General features: G+C 61.9%; 20 protein-coding genes. 7 read left to right on the top strand and 13 right to left on the bottom strand.

Annotated elements, in window-relative coordinates; translation table 11 throughout:
- Positions 1-58 precede the first annotated feature (58 nt).
- The 6 genes from glgC to AB4Z43_RS18695 form a co-directional block, all read right to left on the bottom strand.
- Positions 59-1324, bottom strand: coding sequence for a glucose-1-phosphate adenylyltransferase (glgC, locus tag AB4Z43_RS18720; protein WP_019857060.1), 1266 nt, complete (start codon positions 1322-1324; stop codon positions 59-61).
- Between the two features lie 34 nt (positions 1325-1358).
- A complete protein-coding gene (gene glgB, locus AB4Z43_RS18715; protein WP_441938695.1) occupies positions 1359-3578 on the bottom strand; it encodes a 1,4-alpha-glucan branching protein GlgB in 2220 nt (739 codons plus the stop codon).
- Between the two features lie 106 nt (positions 3579-3684).
- Complete coding sequence (locus tag AB4Z43_RS18710) at positions 3685-6153, bottom strand: glycogen/starch/alpha-glucan phosphorylase (protein WP_027046634.1); 2469 nt, start codon at positions 6151-6153, stop codon at positions 3685-3687.
- Positions 6154-6284: 131 nt separating this feature from the next.
- A complete protein-coding gene (locus tag AB4Z43_RS18705) occupies positions 6285-7067 on the bottom strand; it encodes an ATP-binding cassette domain-containing protein (RefSeq protein ID WP_019857057.1) in 783 nt (260 codons plus the stop codon).
- A complete protein-coding gene (locus AB4Z43_RS18700; protein WP_019857056.1) occupies positions 7064-8125 on the bottom strand; it encodes an ABC transporter permease in 1062 nt (353 codons plus the stop codon). The genes AB4Z43_RS18705 and AB4Z43_RS18700 overlap by 4 nt, the downstream gene beginning before the upstream one ends.
- A gap of 160 nt (positions 8126-8285) precedes the next feature.
- A complete protein-coding gene (locus AB4Z43_RS18695; RefSeq protein WP_394811859.1) occupies positions 8286-9263 on the bottom strand; it encodes a sugar ABC transporter substrate-binding protein in 978 nt (325 codons plus the stop codon).
- Between the two features lie 268 nt (positions 9264-9531).
- Between AB4Z43_RS18695 and AB4Z43_RS18690 the strand changes: the two genes are divergently transcribed.
- The 3 genes from AB4Z43_RS18690 to AB4Z43_RS18680 are packed head-to-tail and all read left to right on the top strand — an operon-like array spanning position 9532 to position 12125.
- Complete coding sequence (locus AB4Z43_RS18690; RefSeq protein WP_441938694.1) at positions 9532-10758, top strand: ROK family transcriptional regulator; 1227 nt, start codon at positions 9532-9534, stop codon at positions 10756-10758.
- A complete protein-coding gene (locus tag AB4Z43_RS18685) occupies positions 10759-11205 on the top strand; it encodes an RbsD/FucU family protein (RefSeq protein WP_095770827.1) in 447 nt (148 codons plus the stop codon). It begins immediately after the preceding gene.
- Positions 11202-12125: a carbohydrate kinase family protein gene (locus AB4Z43_RS18680; RefSeq protein ID WP_441938693.1), complete on the top strand. Its 924-nt coding sequence runs from the start codon at positions 11202-11204 to the stop codon at positions 12123-12125. Before AB4Z43_RS18685 ends, AB4Z43_RS18680 begins: the two co-directional genes overlap by 4 nt.
- A gap of 7 nt (positions 12126-12132) precedes the next feature.
- Here the strand turns inward: AB4Z43_RS18680 and AB4Z43_RS18675 are convergent, their stop codons facing one another.
- Entirely contained in the window at positions 12133-12390 is a 258-nt protein-coding gene (locus AB4Z43_RS18675) for a hypothetical protein (RefSeq protein WP_441938692.1), read from the bottom strand.
- Between AB4Z43_RS18675 and AB4Z43_RS18670 the strand changes: the two genes are divergently transcribed.
- Entirely contained in the window at positions 12389-13531 is a 1143-nt protein-coding gene (locus tag AB4Z43_RS18670; RefSeq protein WP_441938691.1) for a DegT/DnrJ/EryC1/StrS family aminotransferase, read from the top strand. The two genes, AB4Z43_RS18675 and AB4Z43_RS18670, sit on opposite strands and share 2 nt — an antisense overlap.
- Positions 13532-13544: 13 nt before the next feature.
- On the opposite strand, the gene cysQ is transcribed toward AB4Z43_RS18670, so the two are convergent.
- From cysQ to cysD, 3 genes are read right to left on the bottom strand one after another with little or no spacing between them, the layout of a single operon-like run.
- The gene (cysQ, locus tag AB4Z43_RS18665) at positions 13545-14336 is read right to left on the bottom strand and encodes a 3'(2'),5'-bisphosphate nucleotidase CysQ (RefSeq protein ID WP_019857049.1); all 792 of its coding nucleotides are present in this window, start codon (positions 14334-14336) and stop codon (positions 13545-13547) included.
- A 10-nt stretch (positions 14337-14346) separates the two neighbouring features.
- Entirely contained in the window at positions 14347-16284 is a 1938-nt protein-coding gene (gene cysN, locus AB4Z43_RS18660) for a sulfate adenylyltransferase subunit CysN (RefSeq protein ID WP_441938690.1), read from the bottom strand.
- A 2-nt stretch (positions 16285-16286) separates the two neighbouring features.
- Positions 16287-17192 carry a sulfate adenylyltransferase subunit CysD gene (gene cysD, locus AB4Z43_RS18655; RefSeq protein ID WP_019857047.1) on the bottom strand — a complete coding sequence of 302 codons (906 nt, stop codon included), beginning with the start codon at positions 17190-17192 and terminating at the stop codon, positions 16287-16289.
- Between the two features lie 590 nt (positions 17193-17782).
- Between cysD and AB4Z43_RS18650 the strand changes: the two genes are divergently transcribed.
- Both AB4Z43_RS18650 and AB4Z43_RS18645 read left to right on the top strand, forming a co-directional pair.
- Entirely contained in the window at positions 17783-19036 is a 1254-nt protein-coding gene (locus AB4Z43_RS18650; protein ID WP_441938746.1) for an O-antigen ligase family protein, read from the top strand.
- Positions 19037-19054: 18 nt separating this feature from the next.
- Positions 19055-20008 (top strand): NAD-dependent epimerase/dehydratase family protein, encoded by a 954-nt coding sequence (locus tag AB4Z43_RS18645; protein ID WP_441938689.1) that lies wholly within the window; start codon positions 19055-19057, stop codon positions 20006-20008.
- Here the strand turns inward: AB4Z43_RS18645 and AB4Z43_RS18640 are convergent.
- Together AB4Z43_RS18640 and AB4Z43_RS18635 are read right to left on the bottom strand one after the other, a co-directional pair.
- Positions 19987-20541, bottom strand: a complete 555-nt coding sequence (locus AB4Z43_RS18640; RefSeq protein ID WP_019857044.1) for a sugar transferase — start codon at positions 20539-20541, stop codon at positions 19987-19989. The genes AB4Z43_RS18645 and AB4Z43_RS18640 overlap by 22 nt on opposite strands.
- 154 nt (positions 20542-20695) lie before the next feature.
- Positions 20696-22684, bottom strand: a complete 1989-nt coding sequence (locus AB4Z43_RS18635; RefSeq protein WP_019857043.1) for a nucleoside-diphosphate sugar epimerase/dehydratase — start codon at positions 22682-22684, stop codon at positions 20696-20698.
- A gap of 397 nt (positions 22685-23081) precedes the next feature.
- Here AB4Z43_RS18635 and AB4Z43_RS18630 point away from each other — a divergent pair, with 397 nt between their 5' ends.
- Positions 23082-24533: a phosphomannomutase gene (locus AB4Z43_RS18630; protein WP_148307352.1), complete on the top strand. Its 1452-nt coding sequence runs from the start codon at positions 23082-23084 to the stop codon at positions 24531-24533.
- A 197-nt stretch (positions 24534-24730) separates the two neighbouring features.
- Here the strand turns inward: AB4Z43_RS18630 and AB4Z43_RS18625 are convergent, their stop codons facing one another.
- Positions 24731-25663, bottom strand: coding sequence for a glycosyltransferase family 2 protein (locus AB4Z43_RS18625; protein ID WP_441938688.1), 933 nt, complete (start codon positions 25661-25663; stop codon positions 24731-24733).
- Between the last annotated feature and the right edge of the window lie 355 nt (positions 25664-26018).

The following is a 26018-nucleotide window of genomic DNA, read 5'->3' as shown; positions in this document are numbered from 1 at the left end:
CTTCGTTTCCAGGCAATTCCCGGACGGAAAACCGTTTCGCACTTTTCGCGGAATTGCTCTAGAGCCCGAGTTTGTTGATCATATCCTGTGTGATCAGGCAGATGCCCTTCTCCGAAACGCGGAAGCGCTTTGCGTCTAGCGCGGGATCCTCGCCGACGACCAACCCCTCCGGTATCCTAACACCATGGTCAATGACGACGCGCTTCAACTTTGCGTTCCGGCCGACATGAACGTCGGGCAGCATGACGACCTCTTCCAGCGTCGAATAGGAATTGATGCGCGCGCCGGTGAAGATCAGACTTTTCTTCAGTGAAGCGCCCGAGACGATGCAATCGCCCGAGACCAGCGAGGAAACGGCCGAGCCGCGCCGGCCATCCTCGTCATGGACGAATTTTGCCGGCGGTTTCAACTCGGCATACGTCCAGATCGGCCAGTCGCGGTCGTAAAGGTCAAGCTCCGGCGTGATATCGGTCAAGTCGATGTTGGCTTCCCAATAGGCGTCGACCGTTCCGACATCGCGCCAATAGGCTTCGTTCTCGGCGGTCGAGCGCACGCAGGATTTGGTGAAACGGTGCGCGATCGCCTTACCGTGCTGGACGATATAGGGGATGATGTCCTTGCCGAAATCGCGGCTTGAGCCCGGCTCGGCGGCGTCGCGGCGCAACTGCTCCATCAGGAACTTGGTCCTGAAGACATAGATGCCCATCGAGGCCAAGGCGAAGTCCGGATTGCCCGGAATGCCGGGCGGATCGGCGGGCTTTTCGACGAAGGCGATGATGTTGTCCTTGGCATCGACATGCATGACGCCAAAGCCTGTCGCCTCCATGCGCGGCACTTCGAGGCAGCCGACGGTGACGTCGGCATTGGCGTCGACATGCTGACGCAGCATCATCTCGTAGTCCATCTTGTAGATGTGGTCGCCGGCCAGAATGACCATGTATTCCGGGCCATAGGCCTCGATGATGTCGATGTTCTGGTAGACGGCGTCGGCCGTGCCTTCATACCACTGCGTTTCCGAGACGCGCTGGCTGGCCGGCAGGATGTCGAAGCTTTCATTTCGTTCCGGCCGCAGGAAGTTCCAGCCGCGTTGCAGGTGGCGGATCAGCGAATGTGCCTTGTACTGCGTGGCGACGCCGAGGCGGCGAATGCCGGAGTTGAGCGCATTGGAGAGCGCGAAATCGATGATGCGCGTCTTGCCGCCGAAATAGACCGCCGGCTTGGCGCGACGGTCGGTCAGTTCCTTGAGGCGGCTGCCACGGCCGCCGGCCAGTACATAGGCCATGGCATCGCGCGCCAGCGGCTGGGTCCGTTTCAAGTCTGCCATTTCTACCCTCCCAAGTTACTCAAGTCTCGCCCTGTTAGTCGGCCTCGGTCACGAGTTCGAGCATGATTGTCGACAGCGGCGGCAGAAGCATCGTTGCCGAGATGTTCTTGCCTTCCGCCCTTGCCTCGACTATGCCGCCATTGCCCATGCCGGAACCGCCATATTCGGATGCGTCGGTGTTGATGATCTCCCGCCACTTGCCGGCCTTCGGCAGCGGCACACGATAATTGTCGCGCGGCACCGGCGTGAAGTTGGAGATGACGGCCACCGGGCTGCCGCCCGGCGCGTTGCGCACCCAGGCGAAAACCGAGTTCTGGCTGTCGTCGACGATCAGCCAGGAAAACCCTTCCGGTTCGCAGTCGCGGCCGTGCAGCGCCGGGCGCGAACGGTAGAGATAGTTGAGATCGCGCACGGTCTGCCAGACGCCTCGATGCGGGCGGAAATCGAGCAGGTTCCAGTCGAGCGCGCGCGCCTCGCTCCATTCGCGGCGCTGCGCGAATTCCTGTCCCATGAACAAAAGCTTCTTGCCGGGATAGCCCCACATGAAGCCGTAATAGGCGCGCAAGGTCGCGAATTTCTGCCAGTCGTCGCCGGCCATCTTGCCCAGCAGCGTGCCTTTGCCGTGCACGACCTCGTCATGCGAGAGCGGCAGCACGAAATTCTCCGAGAAGGCGTAGGTCAGGCCGAACGTCAGGTCGTTGTGGTGGTGCTTGCGGAAAATCGGCTCCTTGGAGAAATACTCCAGCGTGTCGTGCATGAAGCCCATGTTCCACTTGAAGCCGAAGCCCAGCCCGCCTTCATGCACCGGCGCCGAAACCTTCGGCCATGAGGTCGATTCCTCGGCGATGGTCATGACGCCGGGATGGTGGCCGTAGACCTCCTTGTTCATCTTCTGCAGGAAAGAGACCGCCTCGAGGTTCTCGCGGCCGCCCTTCTCGTTGGGGATCCACTCGCCGGCCTTGCGCGAATAGTCGAGGTAGAGCATCGAGGCGACCGCATCGACGCGCAGACCGTCGACATGGTATTTCTCGGCCCAGAACAGCGCATTGTTGACCAGGAACGACACCACCTCGCGGCGGCCGAAATTGTAGATCGCGGTGTTCCAGTCGGGGTGAAAACCCTTGCGCGGATCGGCATGTTCATAGAGTGCGGTGCCGTCGAAATGAGCCAGGCCGTGCGCGTCGACCGGGAAGTGCGCCGGCACCCAGTCGAGGATGACGCCGACGCCGGCGCGATGCGCGCCATCGACGAAACGGGCAAAGCCGTCCGGATCGCCGAAACGGGCCGACGGCGCATAGAGGCCGGTCGTCTGATAGCCCCAGGACGGGTCATAGGGATGCTCGGAAATCGGCATGAACTCGATGTGGGTGAAGCCGGTCTCGACCACATAGGGGATCAGCCGGTCGGCCATTTCGTCCCATGACAGGAACGTGCCGTCGTCGTGAAGCTGCCAAGACCCAGCGTGGACTTCGTAGATCGAGACGGCTTCGCGCCGGGGATCGGCATTGCGCCAGTAGTTGCGATGCGCCTCGTCGCCCCACTCATGCGCCGGCGGCACGGCGACAACCGAAGCCGTGGCGGGACGCAGTTCGGATTTGAACGCAAACGGATCGGCCTTCAGCGGCAGCCTGACGCCATCGGGTCCAATGATCTCGTATTTGTAGGGTCGCCCGGCACCTATGTCGGGGATGAACACCTCCCATATGCCGGTGTCGCGGCGATCGCGCATCGTGTGGCGGCGGCCGTCCCAGTCGTTGAAATCGCCGACCACCGAGACGCGTCTTGCGTTGGGAGCCCAGACGGCGAAATGCACGCCGGTGGCGCCTTCGTGCTTGATGACGTGCGCGCCAAGCTTGTCGAACAGCCTGAGATGCGACCCTTCGGCGATATAGTAATCGTCCATCGGCCCGAGCACCGGGCCGAACGAATAAGGATCGGTCAGCCACCAGTCACCGCCGGCATTACGCGCGTGATAGCGCAGCGGCTGCCGCTTCCTGATCGACAGCGTGCCTTCGAAGAAGCCGGCATCGTCTCGCCTAGACAACGCACCGGCCTCGATGCCCGTCAGCGTATAGGCAGTGACGGTCTCGGCATGCGGAACGAAACAACGGGCAAACAGGCCTTTGCCGACCTCATGGACACCGAGGACCGCGAACGGATCTCCGTGCGTGCCGGCGACAATCGCCGCAACATCGCTGGCTGGCGCCAGTCCGTCCGGCCCGCTTGTCGCAGCGGTCACGCGCGGCTTCCTCATCGGGCAGTGTCCCTCCCAGGGCACCAGGTGTCTATTTCTGGTGATGTGAGTTGGCATTCAACCCAAATCACCGGGACCACATTGTTCGTGGCCTCATGCAATCACATCAGGCAGGCACGTTCCAGATTTCTTTCGCGTATTGGCGGATGGTGCGATCGGACGAGAACCAGCCGACGCGCGCGACGTTGCGGATTGCTCTGGCATACCAGTCCGGGCTGTTGCGCCAGACAGCGTCGACATCACGCTGGGCGGCGGCGTAGGCGTCGAAATCGGCGGCGACCATGAACCAGTCGCTGGTGTAGAGGCCGTTGATGAGGTCGCGGTAACGGTCCGGGTCATCAGGCGAAAAGACGCCCGAGGAAACGGCCGAGACCGCCTGCGACAGTTCGGGCGAGCCCTCGATCACGGCACGCGGGTTGTAGCCATTGTTGCGCCGCTCGGCGACTTCGGCCGTGGTCAGGCCGAAGATGAAGATGTTGTCGTCGCCGACACATTCCTTGATCTCGACATTGGCGCCGTCGAGCGTGCCGATGGTCAGCGCGCCGTTGAGCGCGAACTTCATGTTGCCGGTACCCGACGCTTCCATGCCCGCGGTCGAGATCTGCTCGGACAGGTCGGCCGCCGGCATCATGACTTCGGCCAGGCTGACATTGTAGTTCGGCACGAACACCACCTTCAGCAAGCCGCGCACCGCCGGGTCACGGTTGATGACCCTGGCGACATCATTGGCGAGTTTGATGATCAGCTTGGCGTTGTGGTAGCTGGGCGCCGCCTTGCCGCCGAAGAATTTTACGCGCGGCATCCAGTCGCGCTCGGGATGCGAGCGGATCTGGTCGTAGAGCGCGATCGCCTCGAGGATGTTCAGAAGCTGGCGCTTGTATTCGTGGATGCGCTTGACCTGAATGTCGAACAGCGCCGACGGGTCGACCTTGATGCCGAGCCGGTCGGCGACGAGATTGGCCAGCCGCGCCTTGTTCTGGCGCTTGACGCCCGCGAACTTCTCCCGGAACGCGCTGTCATCGGCAAAGCCGTCGAGCCCTTTGATGGCGTCGATGTCGTCGAGAAAACGGTCACCGATCGCCTCGCGGGCGAGCGAGGTCAGGCCGGGGTTGCACTGGATCAGCCAACGCCGCGGCGTGATGCCGTTGGTCTTGTTGTTGATGCGATCGGGATAGAGCTTGTGCAGGTCGGCAAACACCGTTTCCTTCATCAGCTCGGTATGCAGTGCCGAGACACCGTTGATCGAATGAGAGCCGACAAAGGCCAGATTGCCCATGCGCACGCGGCGGTCGCCATTTTCCTGGATCAGCGAAATGCGGCTGATCTGATCGTCCGAGAACTGGTCGGTGGCGCGAGCCTCCAGAAGCACCTGCGCGTTGATGGCGTAGACGATCTGCATATGGCGCGGCAAGAGCCGCTCGAACAGCGGCACCGGCCAGCTTTCCAGCGCTTCGGGAAGAAGCGTGTGGTTGGTGTAGCCGAAGGTGCGTTTGGTGATGTCCCATGCGAGATCGAAGTCCATGCCGTGGACATCCATCAACAGCCGCATCAGCTCCGGCACGGCAATCGCCGGATGGGTATCGTTCAAGTGGATCGCCGCCTTGTCGGGCAGCGACTTCAGGTCGCCATACTGGCTGAGATGGCGTTGCAAAATGTCCTGCAGCGAAGCGGTCGAAAAGAAATACTCCTGCCGCAACCTGAGCTCCTGCCCGGCCACGTGGGAATCTGCGGGGTAAAGCACGCGCGACAACGCGTCCGCCTTGTTGCTTTCGGCGAGCGCGCCGATGTGGTCGCCGGCATTGAACTTGTCGAGCAGTATCGGATCGACCGGCATGCCCGACCACAGCCGCAGCGTGTTGACGCGGTTACCCCGCCAGCCGACGACAGGCGTGTCGTAGGCGACAGCCAGGACATGTTCCGTCGGCTTCCAGACGTGACGCTCGAGCCGGCCGTCCTTTGACGTGATGGACTCCACCGAACCGCCGAAGCCGACTTCGAAGGAGCGTTCGCGCCGTTCGAACTCCCAGGGGTTGCCGTGATCGAGCCAGGTCTCGGGCAGTTCCACCTGCCAGCCGTCGTGAATCTCCTGGCGGAACATGCCATTGGCGTAGCGGATGCCGTAGCCATGCGCGGGAATGTCGACGGTCGCCATGCTTTCCATGAAGCAGGCGGCAAGCCGGCCAAGGCCGCCATTGCCGAGCGCCGCGTCGGGTTCCAGCGCCGCGATGAGATCGAGGTCGACGCCGAGCGACGACAGCGCCTCGCGCATATTGGCCATCAGGCCAAGATTGGAGAAGGCGTCGCGCATCAGGCGGCCGATGAGGAACTCCAGCGACAAGTAGTAGACGCGCTTTTCCTGCTGGTCATAGGCCTCTTTGGTTGCCTGCATCCAGCGATCGACGATGCGGTCACGCACGACCTTGATCGAGGCCGTCAGCCAGTCGTACTGGGTCGCGACGGTGGTGTCCTTGCCGACCCGGTATTTGAGGGCCACCAAGACTTCCCTTGCGAGCGTCTTCGGATCAGGATTTTCGAGCAGTGGCGGAAGGGTTTCGGATGTCATTGCGCGCGTCATGCTGCCTCTCGTGCGGTTGCAACGATCATACCGGCTTTCACCATTCATCCCAGCCCATGTTACCGCATCGCAACATATATTCAATCGATTTAGATGGACGTGCGCCGGCTTACCCTGCGGCAATTTGACAATCAGGCGGCCAGTGCTGCCTCCGGAGGCGCCTTGGCGCCGGTCATGAAGGCGACGGCGTCGGACATCGTATATTGCTTGGGATCGATGACGGCGAGGCGACGGCCGAGGCGATGAATATGGACGCGGTCGGCCACCTCGAAGACATGCGGCATGTTGTGCGAGATCAGCACGATCGGCAGGCCGCGCTTCTTCACGTCAAGGATCAGTTCGAGCACACGGCGGCTCTCCTTGACGCCAAGGGCTGCCGTCGGCTCGTCCATGATCACCACGCGGCTGCCGAAGGCAGCGGCGCGCGCCACCGCGACACCCTGGCGCTGGCCGCCCGAGAGCGTTTCCACCGCCTGGCCGATGTTCTGGATGGTCATCAGGCCGAGTTCGGTGAGCTTGTCGCGAGCGCGCTTTTCCATCGCCGGACGGTCGAGCATACGCAGCCATTGGCCAAGGAAGCCGGGTTTGCGGATCTCGCGGCCGAGGAACATGTTGTCGGCGATCGACAGTGCCGGCGACAGAGCGAGGTTCTGGTAGACGGTCTCGATACCGGCTTCGCGGGCCTCCATCGGCGACTTGAAGGCAACGGTCTTGCCTTCAAGCTGGATTTCGCCTTCGTCGGGCACGACAGCGCCTGAAATCGCCTTGATGAGCGACGACTTGCCGGCGCCGTTGTCGCCGATGACGGCGAGGATTTCGCCGGGGTAGAGGTCGAAGTCGGCATTGTCGAGGGCGGTGACGCGGCCATAGCGCTTGACCAGGCCACGCGCGGTGAGAATGGGGTCCTGGGTCATGCCGAAACCTTTCTGATCCATTGGTCGACCGCCACGGCGCCGATGATCAACACACCGGTGAGCAGCACTTTCCACTGCGGGTCGGCGCCCAGCATGTTGAGGCCCATGGAGACGACGCCGACGATCATCGCGCCAAACAGCGTGCCCAGGATCGAGCCGCGCCCGCCGAACAGGGAAATACCGCCGATCACCGTCGCGGTGATCGCCTGCAGATTGTAGTCGGTGACGGCCGCCGACGGCGAGATCGAACCGTTGCGGCCGATGGAGACCCAGGCGGCGAAAGCGGCGATCAGCCCGGCAAGGGTGTAGACCGTCACCAGCACCTTCTTGGTCTGGATGCCCGACAGCTTGGCCGCCTCCTGGTCGTCGCCGACAGCGTAGACATGGCGGCCCCAGGCGGTGTGGTTGAGGACGTACCAAAGCAGCAGCACCAGCGCGACCATGGCGATGACGCCGAGCGTCAGCACCGCGGTACCGACCTTGAAGCTCAGGGCGAAAAGATGCAGCAGCGGCGCCTGGGTATCGACGTCGGTGTCACGGATCGTTTCATTGGCCGAATAGATGAAGTTCGTGGCCATGACGATGTTCCACGTGCCCAACGTCACGATGAAAGGCGGCAGCTTCATGTAGGCGACCAGCAACCCGTTGAGCAGCCCGCAGGCAGCACCGGCGGCAAGCCCGAGCGCCACGGCCACCACGCTCGGCAAGCCGTAGCTGACGGCGCAATTGCCCATGATCACGGCTGAGATCACCATGATGACGCCGATCGACAGGTCGATGCCGGCGGTCAGGATGACCAGTGTCTGCGCAGCACCCAGAATGCCGACGATGGCGATCTGCTGCAGGATCAGCGTCAGCGTGTAGGACGAGAAGAAGCGCCCCCCAATGGTGATGCCGAAGATGATGATCGACAGGACCAGGACGATCAGCGGCACCGCCGCCGGCGTCGAATGCAGGAAGTGCTGGACGCGCCTGACTGCGGATTTGTGTTCGTCGAACGCGGCAACGCTGGTGTCGCTGCCCGAGAGAACCTTCTCGAATTCCTGAGCTTGAGCCATGTTTCCTCCCCGTGAGGGGTCAGCCTAGCGCCGACGCCCGTCCACGCCTTTCCGGTCTTTCGCCGGGATTGTTCGCGGTCACGCGACCCATCGTCCACCCGAAGCGGCCGGGGATCAAGCCCCGACCGATCGAGTTCTGTAAGTGCCGGTCAGACCAGCATCAGCCCCAGCACTTGGCGAGGCCTTCCTTGGTGTCGATGGACTTTACGCCCTTGGCCGGCTTGTCGGTCACCAGGTTGACGCCGGTGTCGAAGAAATTCTTGCCTTCGGTCGGCTTCGGCTTGGTTCCATCCTTGGCGAAGGCGGCGATCGCCTCAATGCCGAGCGCCGCCATCTGCAGCGGGTACTGCTGCGACGTCGCGCCGATGACACCTTCCGTCACCGACTTCACGCCGGGGCAGCCGCCGTCGACGGAGACGATCAGCACCTGCTTTTCAAGGCCGACAGCCTTGAGCGCCTGGTAGGCGCCGACTGCGGCGGGCTCGTTGATAGTGTGGATGACGTTGATGGTGTTGTCCTTCTGCAGAAGGTTCTCCATCGCCTTGCGGCCGCCCTCCTCGTTGCCGTTGGTGACGTCGTGGCCGACGATGCGCGGATCGGTTTCGTCGCCGATCTTGTTAGGATCCTTCACGTCGATGCCGTAGCCCATCATGAAGCCTTGGTCGCGCAGCACGTCCACGGTCGGCTGCGACGGCGTCAGGTCGAGGAAGCCGATCTTGGCGTCCTTGGCCTTGTCGCCGAGCGTCGCGGCGGCCCAGGCACCGATCAGCTTGCCGGCCTCGAGATTGTCGGTGGCGAAGGTCGCGTCGGCCGCGTCGATCGGGTCGAGCGGCGTGTCGAGCGCGATCACCAGCAGGCCGGCGTCACGCGCCTTCTTCACGGTCGGCACGATGCCCTTGGTGTCGGATGCAGTGATCAGGATGCCCTTGGCGCCGTCGGCAATGCAGCTTTCGATCGCCGCCACCTGGCTTTCGCTATCGCCGTCGATCTTGCCGGCATAGGTCTTGAGGTCGACGCCGAGTTCCTTGGCCTTTGCGGTCGCGCCTTCCTTCATCTTGACGAAGAACGGATTGGTGTCGGTCTTGGTGATCAGGCAAGCGCCGACGCCGGCCGCGGAGGCGGACGACGCAAACGCCATCAGACCCAGGGCAGCCGCGGCAAACACGGTCGATTTCAACAATTTTGTATTGGTCACGATCTTCCTCCCAGTGGAACCATTCCGGATGCCGACCAACCGGCATCTACGGCGCATCCTACGAAATTCTCCCAGCGTGGACGCCGCCTCAACAGACACCAGACCGCAGCCGCTGTCAATAATTAAATCACTCTTATTTATTATTGACAGCCTTGCGTCGTTCACTCATTCTGGCCCAAAAGCATTGAGGGGAAACGATGGGAGGAACAGGGTGGAGACCGCCACTGCGAGGCACGGTTCGCCCGAAGCGAATGACAGCCTGATTCACCGCGGCACCAACCAGAGCGGCATGCGCGATCACAACGAGCGGCTGGTGCTCTCGCTGGTGCGCCAGCAAGGCAGCCTGGCGAAATCCGACATCGCCCGCATGACTGGACTTTCGGCGCAGACGGTTTCGGTCATTATGCGCGAACTCGAGGAAGAAGGCCTGCTCGTGCGCCAGGCGCCGCTGCGCGGCAAGATCGGCCAGCCCTCCATACCTATGGCGCTCAATCCCGAGGGCGCCTTCTTCATCGGCCTCAAGATCGGCCGCCGCAGCGCGGAACTGGTGCTGATCGATTTTCTTGGGCACGTGCGCTCGATGCTACAGCACTCCTATCGCTATCCGGCGCCGCGCGAGACGGTTGAATTCGTCAGTTCAGGCATGAAGAAGATGCGCGGCGAACTGACACCGGCACAGGACAAGCGCATCGCCGGGCTCGGCATCGCCATGCCGTTCGAACTGTGGAACTGGGCCGACACCGCCGGTGCGCCGCGCGATGTCATGGACGAATGGCGCCACCGCGACATCAGGGCCGATATCCAGTCGCAATGCGATTTTCCGGTCTATCTGCAGAACGACGCCACCTCGGCCTGCGGCGCCGAGCTCGTCTTCGGCCAAGCAGGCGGCGCGCGTGACTTCGTCTATTTCTATATCGGCGCCTTCGCCGGCGGCGGCATCGTGCTCAACGGCCGGCTGTTCGGCGGGCCAACCGGCAATGCAGGCGCGCTCGGCTCCATGCCGGTGCCCGGACCAGACGGCAAACCTACCCAGCTGATCGACGTGGCGTCGATCGCCATGCTGGAAAAAGCGCTCAATGCCCGCGGCGTCGAGGCCTCGCATCTATGGACCTCGCCCGAGGACTGGGGCGAGATCGGTCCCGAACTCGCCGACTGGATCGCCAGCGCTTCACAGGCGCTCGCCTATGCCATCGTCGCGGCGTCCTCGGTCATCGATTTCGAGGCGGCGGTGGTCGACGGCTGGATGCCGCAGGCGGTGCGCCGCAGGCTGGTCGATGCCATCATCGCGGCCATTGCGACAATCGACGGCGAAGGTCTGAAACTTCCCGCCGTTCGCGAGGGGACCGTCGGCATTCATGCCCGGGCGCTCGGCGGCGCCAGCCTGCCGCTTTCCGAGCGCTTCCTGATCGGCTCGACGACCATTTCCAGGAGCGCCTGAATGCTTATCGGAATCCCGGCGCTGCTCGGTCCGGACCTTCTGGCGACACTGCGCGCCATGGGCCATGGCGATGAGATCGCCCTGGTCGACGGTAACTATCCGGCCGAGGAGCAGGCAAAGCGCCTGATCCGGGCCGATGGTCATCATCTCATTCCCGTGCTCGATGCGATCCTGAGCGTGCTGCCGGTCGACGACGCCGTTCCGGAAGCCCTGTTTCGCGCCTCGGTCAAAGGCAATCCCTCGATTGCCGATCCAGTCCATCACGAGATCGAGGCGATCTGCGCCAAGCACGCACCGGGCCGCAAGGTGGTTGCACTGGCCGGCGCCGACTTCTATGCACGGGTCAAGTCGGCGCATGCCATTGTCGCGACAAGCGAGCCCAGGCTTTACGCCAACATCATCATCCGCAAGGGCGTGATCTATCCGCCGGAGACCAAGACGCCATGATCCTTTGCTGCGGCGAAGCCCTGATCGACATGCTGCCGCGCATCACGACGCAGGGCGAGCCTGCCTTTGCCCCCTATGTCGGCGGGGCGGTGTTCAACACGGCGATCGCGCTGGGCCGATTGGGCGCGCCGGCCGGCTTCTTTTCGGGCCTGTCGTCGGATCTTTTCGGCGGCCAGTTCAGGGACGCGCTCGGAGCGAGCAAGGTCAGCTCAACCTATGCGCACACCTCGCCCAGGCCGACCACGCTCGCCTTCGTGCGGCTCACCAATGGCCAGGCGACCTACACGTTCTACGACGAGAACACCGCGGGGCGCATGCTGACGATCGACGACCTGCCGTCGCTCGGCAACGAGATCGAGGCCATGCTGTTCGGCGCCATCAGCCTGATCTCGGAGCCCGCCGGCGGCGCCTATGAAGAGTTCATGCGGCGCGAGCATGCAAGCCGCATCATGATGCTCGACCCCAACATCAGGCCGAACTTCATCCCGGACAAGGCCAAGCACCTCAGGCGCATCCGCGAGATGATGGCGATGGCCGACATCGTGAAACTGTCGGACGAAGACCTCCAATGGTTCGGCGAAGCCGGCTCGCACGAGGATGTCATCCGCAACTGGCTCGACCGCGGACCCAAGCTGATCGTCGTGACCCATGGCAGCGAAGGTGCCGTCGGTTACACCAAAGACCACACCGTCACCGTGATGCCGGAAAAGGTCGAGGTGGTCGACACGGTCGGCGCGGGCGATACGTTCAACGCCGGCATCCTTGCCTCGCTGCATGAACAGGGCCTGTTGACGAAGGCGGCCATCGGCGGCCTTCCGCAAGACGCCATTCGCAAGGCATTGGCGCTTGGTGCCAAGGCAGCGGCGGTGACCGTGTCGCGCGCGGGCGCCAATCCGCCATGGCGGCATGAAATCGCCTGAGTAACGCTCAATTTAAGTTGAGCCAGCCGATCACTTTATGTTTCGCGGGGCCGCCCAGCGGGACTATATAGGCGCAATTGCGCCCGACGAAGCCCGGATTTCCGGCATCTTGTGAAGATACGCCGGAAATCGGCGGTAACAGACTGCGATACCCAGGCAATTGGCGGCCCTGGCTGTCCGGCTTTCTCGGCAAGCGCAACTCTGGTACCAGCGGGCCGTTATTTGGCCAGACCGCCCGGTTAAAAATCGTTTTTGAGGCTGACATGCAGTTCATCGATCTTAGCGCACAGCGCGAACGCATCCGCGACCGGCTGAAGGCCGCGATCGACCATGTCGTCGAGGACGGCCGTTACATCCTGGGCCCGCAGGTCGCGGAGTTCGAGAAGAAGCTTGCTGCCTATATCGGCACCAAACATGTCGTGGCCTGCGCCAACGGCACCGATGCGCTGCTGCTGCCGCTGTTTGCCGCCGGGATCGGCCCGGGCGATGCCGTGTTCGTGCCGAGCTTCACTTTCGCCGCCACCGCCGAAGTGGTGGCACTGGCCAAGGCGCAACCTGTCTTCGTCGATGTCGATCCGGTGACCTACAACATCGACATCGCCAGCCTCGAGGCGGCCATCGCCATGATCAAGAAGGAAGGCCGGCTGAAGCCGAAGGCGATTATCCCGGTCGACCTGTTCGGCCTCGCCGCCGATTACGATGCGATCATGGCGATCGCCAACCGCGAAGGGCTGTTGGTGATCGAGGACGCCGCCCAGTCGATGGGTGGGTCGCTTGACGGCAAGATGTGCGGTGCGTTCGGCCATGTCGGCTCGACCAGCTTCTATCCCGCCAAGCCGCTTGGCTGCTATGGCGATGGCGGCGCGATGTTCACCAACGACGACGAGATGGCCGACAAGCTGCGTTCCTTTGCCTTCCACGGCAAGGGCGAGACGCAGTACGACAACATCCGCGTCGGCATCAATTCGCGGCTCGACACGCTGCAGGCGGCGATCCTCATCGAAAAGCTCGCCATTCTCGAAGACGAGATGGTGGCGCGCCAGGTGGTGGCAAACCGCTATGCCGAAGGGCTGGGCGACATGGTCACCGCAGCCCGCAACCTCGATGGCAGCCGTTCGGCCTGGGCGCAGTACGCCATCGAGACGCCCAAGCGCGACGGCCTGAAGGCGCATCTGAGCGAAAAGGGCATTCCGTCCGTCATCTACTACGTCAAGCCGCTGCATGCGCAGGTCGCCTATAGCGACTACCCACGCACGCCGACCGGTCTTGCCGTCTCGGAGGAGCTGCCGAAGCGCATCCTGTGCCTGCCGATGCACCCCTATCTCAGCGAAGCCGACCAGGACCGGATCATCGAGACGATCCGCAACTATATCGGCTCGAACTCGGCGCAGGCCGCAGCCGAGTAGTAGGCAGCGACTCTCAGGCGGGGCTCGCTCCTGCCCTGCCGCTGGCGATGAAATGCGGATTGGCGAAATCCTCGTCGTCGGCCTGGTCGCGTTTGCCGTAAGCCAAGGGCTTGCCGTCCAGCGTGCGTGTCGTACCGCCAGCCGCGCGCAGCACCGCGTCGCCCGCCGCGGTGTCCCATTCCATGGTGCGTCCAAAGCGCGGATAGACATCCGCCTCGGCGCTGGCAAGAAGGCAGAATTTCAAGGACGACCCAACGGAAACGATCTCGGCGGCGCCGAGGTCGCGAATATAGGCTTCGGTTTCCGGCGTGTTGTGGGAGCGGCTGGCAACCACGGCCAGCGGTGACGCGGCCGCCCTCACCGAAATCGGCCGGCGGCCGATGATCTGATAGTCGTCATCGATTTCCAGGGCTTCCGCGCTGCCCGGCCGTCCCGAAAAGAAGCGGCCGGTGCAAGGCGCGAAGACGACGCCGACTTCCGGCACGCCATGGCGGACAAGCGCGATGTTGACGGTGAAGTCGGTGCGGCGATTGACGAATTCCTTGGTGCCGTCGAGCGGGTCAATAAGGAAAAAGGCCTCGCCGAGATCGGTCGGCATGATTCCAGCCGCCGCTTCCTCTTCGGCCACGCAGGGAATGTCGGGAAATGCCGCGCGCAGGCCGGAGAGGATGATCTTCTCGCTCTCGCGGTCCGCCTCAGTCACCGGCGAGGCGTCCGATTTCCGGTCGACGGCGCAGCCGGCGTGGAAGACGCGCATCACCTCACGTCCAGCTGCCAGGGCCAGCCGCTCGAAGATGTCGAGCATCGACCTATCGTCAGATACCGCCGCCACTTTCATATTGGTCTTCGGCAATGTCGCGCTCATTCAGCCAATGTTCCAGGGCATCTACCATCTCTTCCGCCGATTTGCCGAGCGTCTTCAGATGGATCTCCGGGTTTTCCGGTGCTTCGTAAGGTGAATCCACGCCGGTGAAATTCTTGATCTCGCCATTCAGCGCGCGCGCATAAAGCCCCTTCGGATCACGCCTGGCGCATTCCTCGAAGGGCGTGTCGACAAACACCTCGATGAACTCGCCATCGGCCATCAATTCGCGCGCCACGCGCCGTTCGGCGCTGAACGGCGAAATGAACGAGACAATGACGATCAACCCGGCATCGGCCATCAGCTTGGCCACTTCAGCGACCCGGCGGATGTTCTCGACGCGGTCGGCATCGGTGAAGCCGAGATCGCGGTTGAGACCGTGACGGACATTGTCGCCGTCCAGAATATAGGTGTGCCGGCCGGTGGCGAACAGCTTCTTCTCGAACAGGTTGGCGATGGTCGACTTGCCGGAGCCGGAAAGCCCGGTGAACCAGAACACGGCAGGGCGCTGGTTCTTCATGTCGGCGCGCACGCGCTTGCCGACATCGAGCGATTGCCAGTGGATGTTCTCGGCACGACGCAGCGAGTGCACGATCATGCCCGCGCCGACGGTGGCGTTCGAGATGCGGTCGATCAGGATGAAGGCGCCTGTGGTCCGGTTCTCGGCGAAGGGATCGAAGGCGATCGGCGCCCGTGTCGAGATGTTGCAGATGCCGACTTCGTTCATTTCAAGCGACTTGGCCGCCTCATGGGCGAAGTCGTTGACGTTGATGCGGTATTTCAGGTCGGTGACGGTGGCGCTGGTCTGGTCGGTTTCGGTGCGCAGGATGTAGGAGCGGCCCGGCAGCAGCGCATGCTCATCAAACCAGACGATGTTGGCTGCGAACTGATCGGCGACCTGCGGCCTGGCGGCCGGCGAAACCAGCATATTGCCTCTGGAGACCTCCACCTCGTCGTCGAGAACAAGCGTGATGGCCTGGCCGGCCACCGCCTGTTTGAGATCGCCGCCATGAGCGACAATGCGTTTGACATGCGAGGACTTGCCGGATTTGGCGACGACGACCTCGTCGCCTTGCACGATGGCGCCGGACGCGATCGTGCCGGCAAAGCCGCGGAAATCGAGATTTGGGCGATTGACGTACTGCACCGGAAATCGGAACGGCTGCTCGACGGCAGCCTCTTCGACCGAAACGCTCTCGAGGTGCTCGATCAGCGTCGGGCCGGAATACCACTGCATGTTGTCGGAGCGGCCGCTGACATTGTCGCCGTAGCGGGCCGACATCGGGATCGGCACGATGGTCTGGAAGCCGAGATCGCGCGAGAATTGGCCGTAGTCTTTGACGATCCGGTCGAAGACCGCCTGGTCGAAATCGACGAGATCGATCTTGTTGACGGCCAGCACGATGTGGCGGATGCCGAGCAGCGAGGCGATGATCGAATGACGCCTCGTCTGGCGCAGCACCCCTTGCCTCGCATCGATCAGCACGATCGCCAGATCGGCGGTCGAGGCGCCTGTCGCCATGTTGCGCGTGTATTGTTCATGGCCGGGCGTGTCGGCGACGATGAACTTGCGCTTCGGCGTGGCGAAGAAGCGGTAGGCGACGTCGATGGTGATGCCTTGCTCGCGCTCGGCCTCGAGACCATCGACCAGCAGCGCGAAATCGATGTCATCGCCGGTGGTGCCGTGCTTGCGCGAATCGCGTTCGAGCGCGGCAAGCTGATCCTCGAAAATCTGCTTGGTGTCGGACAAAAGGCGGCCGATCAGCGTCGACTTGCCGTCGTCGACCGAACCGCAGGTCAGGAAGCGCAGCAGCGACTTCTTTTCCTGCGCGGCCAGGTAGTCGCGGATGCTGTCGGTGGGGGCGAGGCTTTTTGCCATGATGTGACGCATGGTCAGAAATACCCCTCGCGCTTCTTCTTTTCCATCGAGCCGGCTTCGTCACGGTCGATCAGGCGGCCCTGCCGCTCGGATGTGCGCGCGGTCAGCATCTCGCCGACGATGGCTTCGAGCGTGTCGGCATCGGATTCGATGGCGCCGGTGAGCGGATAGCAGCCCAAAGTGCGGAACCGCACCAAGCGGTTCTCCACTGTCTCGCCGGGGCGCAGTTTCATGCGGTCGTCGTCCTTGAGGATCAGCATCCCGTCACGCTCCACCACCGGCCGTTCCTTGGCGAAATAGAGCGGCACGATCGGAATGTTCTCCTGCAGGATGTACTGCCAGATATCGAGCTCGGTCCAGTTCGACAGCGGGAAAACGCGGATCGATTCACCCGATGCGATGCGGGTGTTGAAGATCTTCCACATTTCGGGACGCTGGTTCTTCGGATCCCAGACATGTTGGGCATTGCGGAACGAGAATATGCGCTCCTTGGCGCGCGACTTCTCCTCGTCGCGGCGGGCGCCGCCAAAGGCGGCATCGAAACCGTATTTGTCGAGCGCCTGGCGCAGCGCCACCGTCTTCATCACGTGGGTGTGGGTGTTCGAGCCGTGGTCGAACGGATTGATGTTGTCGCGCACACCGTCTTCATTGACATGCACCAAAAGGTCGAAGCCGTGTTTTTGCGCCATCTGATCGCGGAAAGCGATCATCTCGCGGAACTTCCAGGTCGTGTCGACATGAAGAAACGGGAAAGGCGGCTTGGCGGGATAGAACGCCTTCATTGCCAGATGCATCAGCACGGATGAATCCTTGCCGACCGAATAGAGCATGACCGGCTTGGCAAAGGCGGCCGCAACCTCTCGGAAAATGTGGATGGACTCGGCTTCAAGCCGCTGCAGATGCGTAAGCGCTGTTATCATAGACTGTGAGCGTTCTCTCGTGCCTTGCGACAGAAGTCCTTGCGTCAAATCATCGAGCTTTGTGCCCGGTTCAAGCGTCGCTTCTGGACAAAGTGTTTCGTGCGGGCGTTCTAGCAGATCGGCGCACGGCAAAACAATGCAAGACGAGCCCGGCAGCAGTCAGTTCGGGAATGATTTTTCCATGCTTTCGCCAAAACCCGGAAATTTCTGTTCGCAATGCCTGCAGCCGGGAAAAGGCCGGGAAAAAATTGCTCGGCAGACCATGACGACAGACGCTGCTTGAGCCCATTCCCAATCGTCGGGCACCGGCCGCCGATTTTAGGTGACGACAAGCTCCACCGCACTATCGAAAAGACAGCCCAGCCGCTATACAACCTCCGGAAGCGGGCAAGATGCGTTATCAGGCATGGGCAAATTTCAACGCGAGCACATTCGGTTCCGCCGAACAGGATGTGCCGCATAGAGCTACTCGAGAATAGCGGGCCCGAAACTTGACCGGTCTTTCGTCTGCAAGACAGCAACTCACGCCTTCGCGGATCAATATCTACTTCTCCATTCTTTGCTTCTTTTTTCCACCGGTTTTGGGATCGGTGGTCAGCTTCGTGTTCAATGGCGGCGCTCTGTGGTCCGTCCTGTTGCTCGCTCTCAGGAAAAGGCGCTTCAATATCGACCCGGCGATGATGGCGATGACGATCGCGATCTATGCCTATTGCGCGGCCAATCTGGTGGCGTCCATCGTCAACCACGCGATCGCCAGGGATGCATTGCACCTGATCCCGCTTGTCACCTTCCTGTTTTTCCCCATCTCCTATTCGACCTGGAGCATTACGCAGAAGACAACGCTTGTCCGTATCATCGTGCTGAGCAGCATGGCGGCCTGTTTTGTCGCGCTGCTTCTGGCGGTCTTCCAACAACATTGGCTTGGTATCCGCGCCGAGGGTGGGGCCGGGAATGCAATTGTGTTCGCGGAGGTCCTCTGCCTTGCCGTGGTGGTCTGCGTGGCAGGCGCTCTGTCCGATACAGAGAGACACAGGATCGCCCTCATTTGTGCGGCAATTGGCGGGACGATCGCCATCATCTACTCCGGCACCCGAATTGTCTGGCTGGCACTGCTGATTGCCGGTATCGCCGTTCTGCTGATCAACCAGCATAGGCTCAAGGGAAGGAACGCCATTCGCCTGCTGGTGCTGTTGCTGGCGGCCGGCGCCGTGATCGCTGCTGTCGGCTTCCAGACCATATCCGGGCGTGTCGACTTTCTGCGTTCCGACTTGGACGCGCTCGCCCTCAAGGGTGACCACACGACGGCTATAGGATTGCGATTGGCCGTGTGGGACATTGGTCTGAAAGCGTTTCGTGAGATGCCGCTGTTCGGACATGGAGTGGGTGCCACCCAGGCCTTGATAAAACAGGGCTTCCACGATCAGTTCGGGATGGATGCAGGCTTCAATCATTTCCACAACGGCTTCCTGACCGCCCTGGTGCAGGCAGGACTTCTGGGCGCCTTGACGCTGGCGGCGATCTTCGTCGTTGCCGCCAGGAATGCAGCCGTGGTTTTGCGAAATAGCACCGATCCGATCGAGCGTTTTGGCGCTACGATGATTGTCATCGTGGTGATCACCTATCTCACGTCCGGGATGACAGGCATCCTGATTGGCCACGACATTCTGGACTCGGTGCTGATGGTCTTCCTGGTGTCGGGAACGTATCTCGCCTCGGGCCGTCAGGCTCCGTTGCCGCAAGACCAGGCGTTTCCGCCCGAGATGGAAGAGCGCGTGCTTCCGCCGGTGACGGAAGACGCCCTTCTTCCAGGGATGGAACATCGGGCGCTTCGCTTCACTCAATAGCCGTTCGGGGCAAGACCAATGAAAGTCCTGGTCACAGGCGCGACAGGCTTCATCGGTCGTCAGGTGGTGCATCGGCTTCGCGAGGCGGGCACCGAGCTCCGCCTCGCGTCCCGCTACCCGGAGAGGCTTGGTCCGGGACATGATGCCATGCAGATGCCCGATGTCGATGCGCCGGCGGCTGCCTTCCTGGCGCTTGCCAGGGGGGTTACCGATGTCGTTCATTGCGCGGGTCTGAACAATGATGAAGGCAACGCCACCGAAGCCGATTTTCGGGCGGCCAATGCGGAATTGAGCGCAAGGCTGGCGCAGGCTGTGGCCGAACAGGCAAGTGGACGGTTCATCCTGCTCTCCTCGATCCGGGCCGTGATCGGCGCGCGCGTCAGCGCAACGATCGACGAGGACACGATCCCCCATCCGCAATGCGCCTATGGGCGCTCGAAGCGCGAAGCAGAGATCGGGGTGCTGGACGCCTATGCGTCGCATGGCCGTTCCGACGCCACCGTATTGCGACTGCCCCCAGTCTACGGGGCCGGCATGAAAGGAAACCTGGCGGCGCTGATGCGCCTGGCCGATACGGGCCTGCCGCTGCCGAGAGGTGCCCTGACGGGAACCCGCTCGCTGCTGTCATCGCAATCGACGGCAGGCGCGGTATGGCATCTTCTCAGCCTTTCGGGGCGGCTGCGATCGATCTATGTCGCCAGCGATGTGCCGCCGGTTTCGATCGCCGACATTGTCGGCGCCTTTCGCGACGGTTTCGGACGGCCGAGGCGCCTTGTGGCCATGCACGCCAAGCCGTTGCGTGCAGCCGCGATCCTCTTGGGCAAGCGGGCGTCCTGGGACAGCCTGACCGCGACACAGATATGCGACCCTTCCCTGCTCGTATCCGAAGGCTGGCTGCCGGAAACCGGGACGCTGGAGCGGCTGGCCGAAATAGCGCGGCTCGGAGACGCTCAATCGCCCCCGTGGCGATAGAGCGTTCCAAATAGGATGCGAAGGTCGAGCGAGAACGACGCCGTCCTGAGATAGGCGGCATCCGTTTCGGCCAGAAGCTGCGGGTTGGACATGTCGATGCCCCTGATCTGGGCCATGCCGGTAATGCCCGGTCGTGCCGCCAAAACCCCCAGCTGCCGGCGGCGCTCGATCAGTTCCGTCTGTGTCGGCAGGCAAGGGCGCGGCCCGACCAGGCTCATCTCGCCCCGAAGAACATTCCAGAATTGCGGCAGCTCATCGAGCTTGAACTTCCGCAAGGTCCTTCCGACCGCGGTCACGGCATTTGCTGGCGCCTCGTGCGAGGGCAAGGACGGCGTTCCCTGATACATCGTCCGCAATTTGTGGCAGCGAAACAACACACCATCGCGGCCGACCCGCGTCTGTGAAAAAATCACCGGACCGGGCGACGATGCCCGCACCGCAAGCATGCAGAGCAATAGAACAGGGGATGTCACCAACAACAGCAAGACTGCCGCGACGAGATCGAAGGCGCGCTTCAGTCCCTTCACGGCCATCCCCTGATCACTAGAGCCATTCCAGGAAGAGTGTGAAACGGTTTCCCCAGCAAAAGCCAGAAGCGCTTTCCCGGCGGAAATTGCTCCGACACCGCCGGCCGCGGAATCGATATCCAGGCAAAATCCCGCCATTCAACCGTCAGCTGCAACGTATCTAACCTGCTTGCCCGACCGTTCTCGGACCAGTTTCCTGCCGCGTGTCGGGCGCTGGCGTCTCCGGCAGATGGAGTTGCGCCAACACGGCAAGGGCGGAAGCCTTGTCCTGGCTCTTCATTGCCGCCTGCAACGCGGCCAGCGAGGCCTGAACCCTAGGCCACGCCACCACATCGGTCCTGAGACCGAAGATCTTGGCGATGTCGAGCGTGATGATCTCTTCATTGGCGCCCTGGAGCGTCTCATGCAGCTTCTCGCCGGGTCTGATACCGGTGAAGCGGATCGGGATATCCGCATAGGGCGTCTTGCCGGCCATGCGGATCATGGTTTCCGCGACTTCGAGAATCGGCACGGGTTTGCCCATGTCCAGCATATAGATGGCATAGTCGTCCTTGCCGTTACGCGACTGGGCGTCGGCGGCCGCCATGATGACGAGGTCGACGGCTTCCGCCACCGTCATGAAATAACGGGTCATGCGTCGATCGGTAATCGTGACCGGGCCGCCGGCTTCGATTTGTGCCTGGAAGATGGTCGCCACCGAACCATTGGAGCCAAACACGTTGCCGAACCGCACGGCTATGAATTTGGTTCCGGAACGGCGCCCGTCCGGCGCGATTGCGTGGCTTTCGTGCAAGGAACTGACGAGTTGCTCGGCGGCTCTCTTTGTGATGCCAAGCACCGAGGTCGGATCCACGGCCTTGTCGCTCGATATGAGCAGGAACTGCGGAACACCGCATTTGGCGGCAACCTCAGCGCAGACAAGCGTACCGAAAACATTGGTCTGGATAGCTGATTCCCAGTTCTCCTCGAGCAGCGGAACGTGCTTCAGAGCCGCGGCATGAAAGATGATGTCCGGTTTGAATTCCGTGACGACACGAGTCATCTGACGCCGGTCCGCGACATCGACAATGCGCACCTTCAGGCGATCATGGTCCTTTTCGTCGACATACTGGCTCAACTGGAAGATGCCGAACTCGGAATTGTCGGCGACCAGCACCGCCCCTGCTCCCAGCTCCAGCGACCGCTTGACCAGCGTGCGGCCGATAGATCCGGCGCCTCCCGTCACCAGGACGCGCTTGCCGTCGACGAAGGCACCAATACGCGCGATATCGGACGGCACGGTCGGGCGGCGCAGGATCGTTTCCATCTCGACTTCGTCGAGAACGATCTTTCCCTCCTGCCCAAGCTGCGAAAGGCTCGAGAACTGCAAGACGGTTATGCCGCCATGCCGGGCGACACGCACAAGCTCGGAATATTCCTCGATCTCATGCTCGACACCGCTGCCGAAAATAAGCAGGTCGATGCTCCTGGTGCCGGCGGCGTAGTCCTCCAGGACATCGATCAGGCGTGGCCGGGACGCCACCACGGGAACACCTTGAATCCGTGTACCCAACGGTGCGCCACGCTCGGTCGCCATGATGCCGGCAATGGAATAATCGGTCGGCTCTGCCGTGCGCGTGAAGCGAATGATCAGGTCGGCCTCACCAAGCCGACCGACGAACAGCGCCCGCCTGGCCTGCACTTTGTCGACCCTGTGGGTAAGGATGCCCCAACTCGCGCCGTCGCGAAGAAATCGGTAGAACAGCCGCGGCGCCGATATGATGGTAAAGGAAACGAGGAAAAAGACGATGAATTGGCGTTCGTTGAGGCCAGCCACGGGCTGGATGAAACGAAACATCAACGAAAGAGCATAGAGCACGACCGTCAGAATCGCACAGCTCTTCAGAATGTTGAAAAAGTCCGGAGTCGAGGCAAAGCGCCAGATCGTGGTGTAGAGACCACAATATCTGAACAGCAGGTGACTGATGAGAACGATCCCGAGCCAGGTGACCAGGCCTTGGTAGGAGAATGCATCGAACGAAAGGTCTGACCGGGAGAGGACGAGACTAAGCGCCACCGCAACCAGGACCATGAGCAGGTCCTGGACCATGATGATGACGCGCCGTATCTTCGGTCGAAATCCGAACACGGCTTCTGCATAGGAAGTCATTGGCGAGTATTGAACTCCAGGCGTGAGAACTTCAACACTAATGCGGCGTCAGATCGAATACCATCCGTCACCGGCCACCTGTTCTCAGCGTCAAATCCTCGGCCCCCGCCGTCGCTACCGCATAGCGTGGACGTGAGGTCATCGCCAGAGATTTCTTCACAGACGGTTCGATCGGGATCAAGTGTCGACCAGGATATCGCGCAACCGGCGGGGAGGTTTAAGGTTCACGCTGTTGCCAGGAGCAGGTCAGGCGATGCGATTGGCTGCCGTCTGACGCACTTTCTACAGCGCTGCCGTTGCCCGTTCGTTCATCGCGACGCACTATTTTTCAAGCTCTCGAGGAAACCTCGGGTGGGCGGCAAAGCGCTTTTCGGTTAACAGGGGAACCTACCTCAATATGACAACCTTCCCTCTCATCAGCCAAAGCGAAGTGATGAAATTTGGATCGAGTGGCCTCAGAGGCCTGGCTTCGGAACTGGTCGGGAACCCAAGTGGGCTTTATACTGAGGCTTTCGCCTGGCGCCTGGCTGCCGGCGGGATTCAGCCAAATGCCATGGTGCTGGTGGGCCGTGACTTACGCGACAGCAGCCCCACCATTGCCGCCAACTGCATGGCGGCCCTGGCGGCAAGCGGGCTTCAACCGATCGATTGCGGCGCTATTCCAACACCGGCTTTGGCGCTGTACGGCCAGCAGCATGGCGCAGCGGCACTTATGGTGACGGGTTCGCATATTCCCGCTGACCGCAACGGTATCAAATTTTACGGCCCGCACGGCGAGATCAGCAAGGCCGATGAAGCCGCCATGGCACAATACGCCGCCGGAAGATCGGGAGCCTATCGCCCTCCGCCTCCGCCAGGAACGGCCTTGCCGACACGCCATGATCAGGCGATCGCCGCCTATCGCGCGCGCGCCGAGATCATATTGGAGCCCAGCTCCCTTTCCGGCATGAGGGTCGGCGTTTATCAGCACAGCTCGGTGGCGGCGGATCTGCTGGTCGAGATTCTCCAATCCCTTGGCGCTCATGTGACGCCTGTCGGGAAATCCGGGACCTTCGTGCCCGTTGACACCGAAGCCGTCAGCCCGACCACACTTGCCAAATTCAAGCGTTGGGCTGGGGAATTCGACCTCGATGCCATCGTGTCGACAGATGCCGATGCCGATCGTCCGCTTATCGCCGACGAAAATGGCGATCTCTTTCGCGGCGACCTGATCGGCCTCGCCACGGCCTTGTTCTTGCGGGCAGACGTCGTCGTAACGCCGGTGACCTCCAATTCGGGCATTTCGAAAGCTTTCGGTTTTGAGGTCGTGAGAACGAAGGTCGGATCTCCCTTTGTTATCGAAGGGATGGAAGCATCATACCATGCCGGTCGCATCGTCGTCGGCTTCGAGGCCAATGGCGGCGTTCTCCTGGGATCGGATTGTTCCCTGCGCGGAAAGACACTGACGGCATTACCGACACGGGATTCCCTACTCCCGATCCTCGCCGTCCTGGGTCTGGTTGCATCGACAGGAAAAACGCTGTCGCAGCTGCGCGAGGTTTGGAAGCTTCCGGTTTGCGCAAGCGAGCGACTTGAAAACTTCCCGGTGGAAAGCTCGCACAGCTTGATGCGCCGCCTTGCGGATCGGGATGCATTGCAGCAATTCCTGGCGCCTTTCGGGACCGTTGCCGAAGTCGACGAGACCGACGGCTTAAGGATGCGAATGCAGACTGGTGAGATCATCCATTTGCGGCCCTCCGGCAACGCACCAGAACTTCGCTGCTATTCGGAGGCTGCAAACCCGGACAGAGCGGCGGCGATCGTGGCATTGACGCTTGAGAGGGCGCGGGCGATCACGTCCACGGATTAAACCGCGGGCGTCTCATGAAGATGGTTCTCGCACTGGCGCAAGCCCCTTCCGACGGCGGTCACTGCATTCGCTGGCCTCATGCGAGAACAGCTCGGCGTTCCTCGACGTATCGCCCTCAACTTGTAACAGCGAAGAAACGCTCGGGCCAATAGAGCACGAGGTCACCGCTCGACCACGCGCCTTGAAGCGATCCGATTTCAGATGCGACCCAGGACGAATGCGAGATAAAGCCCTAGGGTCCCGGCAAGAGTCTGCCGGTAGACACCGCTTGCGGGCAGAGTGCGCAAACGCTGGAAAAGACTGCCCTTCCGACCGCTTGCGAACAGGTCGAGGCACGCCGCGGCATCCGGCGTAAGGAGGTCGCGATTGACCGCCAGACCGGCAAGGTTGAGATCGGTCCAGTCGGCAAACTCGCCCTTGAACAGGCGCCCAAGCCGCGAGACCCTTGCCAGCCACGACACGTTGGCGCCGACAAGGTTCGCCGCGTGCTGCCGGTAGTGCACCAGGGGCCGCGGGTCGTAGTGGACAACGCCGCCGGCGCCGGTGACAACCAGATAGGCCCACCAGTCGTGGCTCACGAAGCCCGTGCGTGCCGAAGCCCTTGCCAACAGATCGCGTGCCGTGCGGTTGAGCAGGATGGTGTTGCCGCCGGCGATGCTTTGCACGAGCGCGTTGCGGAAGGATGGCGGCCGCCGAAACAATGGCGACTGGCCGACAAGGCTTCCCGTTTCGGTCATGGTCGCGGTTCGCGAGCAGAACATCAACGGCGTTTCCGCGCCGAACGCCTGCATCCATTGGATGGCACTTTCCAGCCTGTCCGGTTCCCAGACATCGTCCTGATCGCTGAAGGCATAGAAGTCGGCATCGATACGCCGGTCGAGTATCATCGAGCGGAAATTGGCGGCGAACCCTCGGTGCGGCCCCTCCACCAACGTCACTCGACCCTTTGTCCAGCGGGACTTCCAGGCTTCGATGATGGGAACCGTGCCGTCGACGGAGCCATCGTCGGAGATCCAGAGGTCGATGAGCGGATGCGACTGTGCGAGCAGGGATTGCAACTGCTCATCAATGAACGCCGCGCCGTCTTTCGTGCCCATCAGCACCGCTATGCGCAGATCTGCCCTATCCACGAATGTCGAACACCTTACTTGAGTTCTTCATGAAGGCGAGGCGCATCCGTGGCCGAAGTCCGAATACAGATTCCAGCTTCATCGGATGGCACCAGGCTCCAGGCTCGTGGACGTGAACACCAGCAAAGTGCGAACACGAAAATCGCTCATGGCCGTTCAGTTTTCTCAAAGCGCGATTTCCGGCCCGTCGCTTTGTATCGCATACTGTGGGCTCGAAGTCATAGCCAGAGGTTTTTTCGGCAAGAGCGGACGGTCAATGGAGAAGCGTGGTGCATCATTCTTGGGTGATTGCCGCGAGCCTGATATTAGTCTCAGCTAACAAAGAAACCGCACGGTATCAGCACGTGCCCAGTTT

Source organism: Mesorhizobium sp. 2RAF45 (assembly GCF_052115225.1).
Classification (GTDB): Bacteria; Pseudomonadota; Alphaproteobacteria; order Rhizobiales; family Rhizobiaceae; genus Mesorhizobium; species Mesorhizobium jarvisii.
The sequence above is the reverse complement of the archived record's forward strand: the minus strand, read 5'-3'. Positions and strand labels throughout refer to the sequence as shown.

Bases quoted from the DNA above. Each gene is read 5' to 3' on its own strand.
- glgC (WP_019857060.1), bottom strand. From the start codon at position 1,324: ATGGCAGACTTGAAACGGACCCAGCCGCTGGCGCGCGATGCCATGGCC.
- AB4Z43_RS18710 (WP_027046634.1), bottom strand. From the start codon at position 6,153: ATGACGCGCGCAATGACATCCGAAACCCTTCCGCCACTGCTCGAAAAT.
- cysN (WP_441938690.1), bottom strand. From the start codon at position 16,284: ATGCGTCACATCATGGCAAAAAGCCTCGCCCCCACCGACAGCATCCGC.
- cysD (WP_019857047.1), bottom strand. From the start codon at position 17,192: ATGATAACAGCGCTTACGCATCTGCAGCGGCTTGAAGCCGAGTCCATC.
- AB4Z43_RS18700 (WP_019857056.1), bottom strand. From the start codon at position 8,125: ATGGCTCAAGCTCAGGAATTCGAGAAGGTTCTCTCGGGCAGCGACACC.
- AB4Z43_RS18695 (WP_394811859.1), bottom strand. From the start codon at position 9,263: ATGGCGTTTGCGTCGTCCGCCTCCGCGGCCGGCGTCGGCGCTTGCCTG.
- AB4Z43_RS18630 (WP_148307352.1), top strand. From the start codon at position 23,082: ATGACAACCTTCCCTCTCATCAGCCAAAGCGAAGTGATGAAATTTGGA.
- AB4Z43_RS18685 (WP_095770827.1), top strand. From the start codon at position 10,759: ATGCTTATCGGAATCCCGGCGCTGCTCGGTCCGGACCTTCTGGCGACA.
- cysQ (WP_019857049.1), bottom strand. From the start codon at position 14,336: ATGCTCGACATCTTCGAGCGGCTGGCCCTGGCAGCTGGACGTGAGGTG.
- AB4Z43_RS18680 (WP_441938693.1), top strand. From the start codon at position 11,202: ATGATCCTTTGCTGCGGCGAAGCCCTGATCGACATGCTGCCGCGCATC.
- AB4Z43_RS18670 (WP_441938691.1), top strand. From the start codon at position 12,389: ATGCAGTTCATCGATCTTAGCGCACAGCGCGAACGCATCCGCGACCGG.
- AB4Z43_RS18645 (WP_441938689.1), top strand. From the start codon at position 19,055: ATGAAAGTCCTGGTCACAGGCGCGACAGGCTTCATCGGTCGTCAGGTG.
- AB4Z43_RS18640 (WP_019857044.1), bottom strand. From the start codon at position 20,541: ATGGCCGTGAAGGGACTGAAGCGCGCCTTCGATCTCGTCGCGGCAGTC.
- glgB (WP_441938695.1), bottom strand. From the start codon at position 3,578: ATGAGGAAGCCGCGCGTGACCGCTGCGACAAGCGGGCCGGACGGACTG.
- AB4Z43_RS18705 (WP_019857057.1), bottom strand. From the start codon at position 7,067: ATGACCCAGGACCCCATTCTCACCGCGCGTGGCCTGGTCAAGCGCTAT.
- AB4Z43_RS18675 (WP_441938692.1), bottom strand. From the start codon at position 12,390: ATGTCAGCCTCAAAAACGATTTTTAACCGGGCGGTCTGGCCAAATAAC.
- AB4Z43_RS18635 (WP_019857043.1), bottom strand. From the start codon at position 22,684: ATGACTTCCTATGCAGAAGCCGTGTTCGGATTTCGACCGAAGATACGG.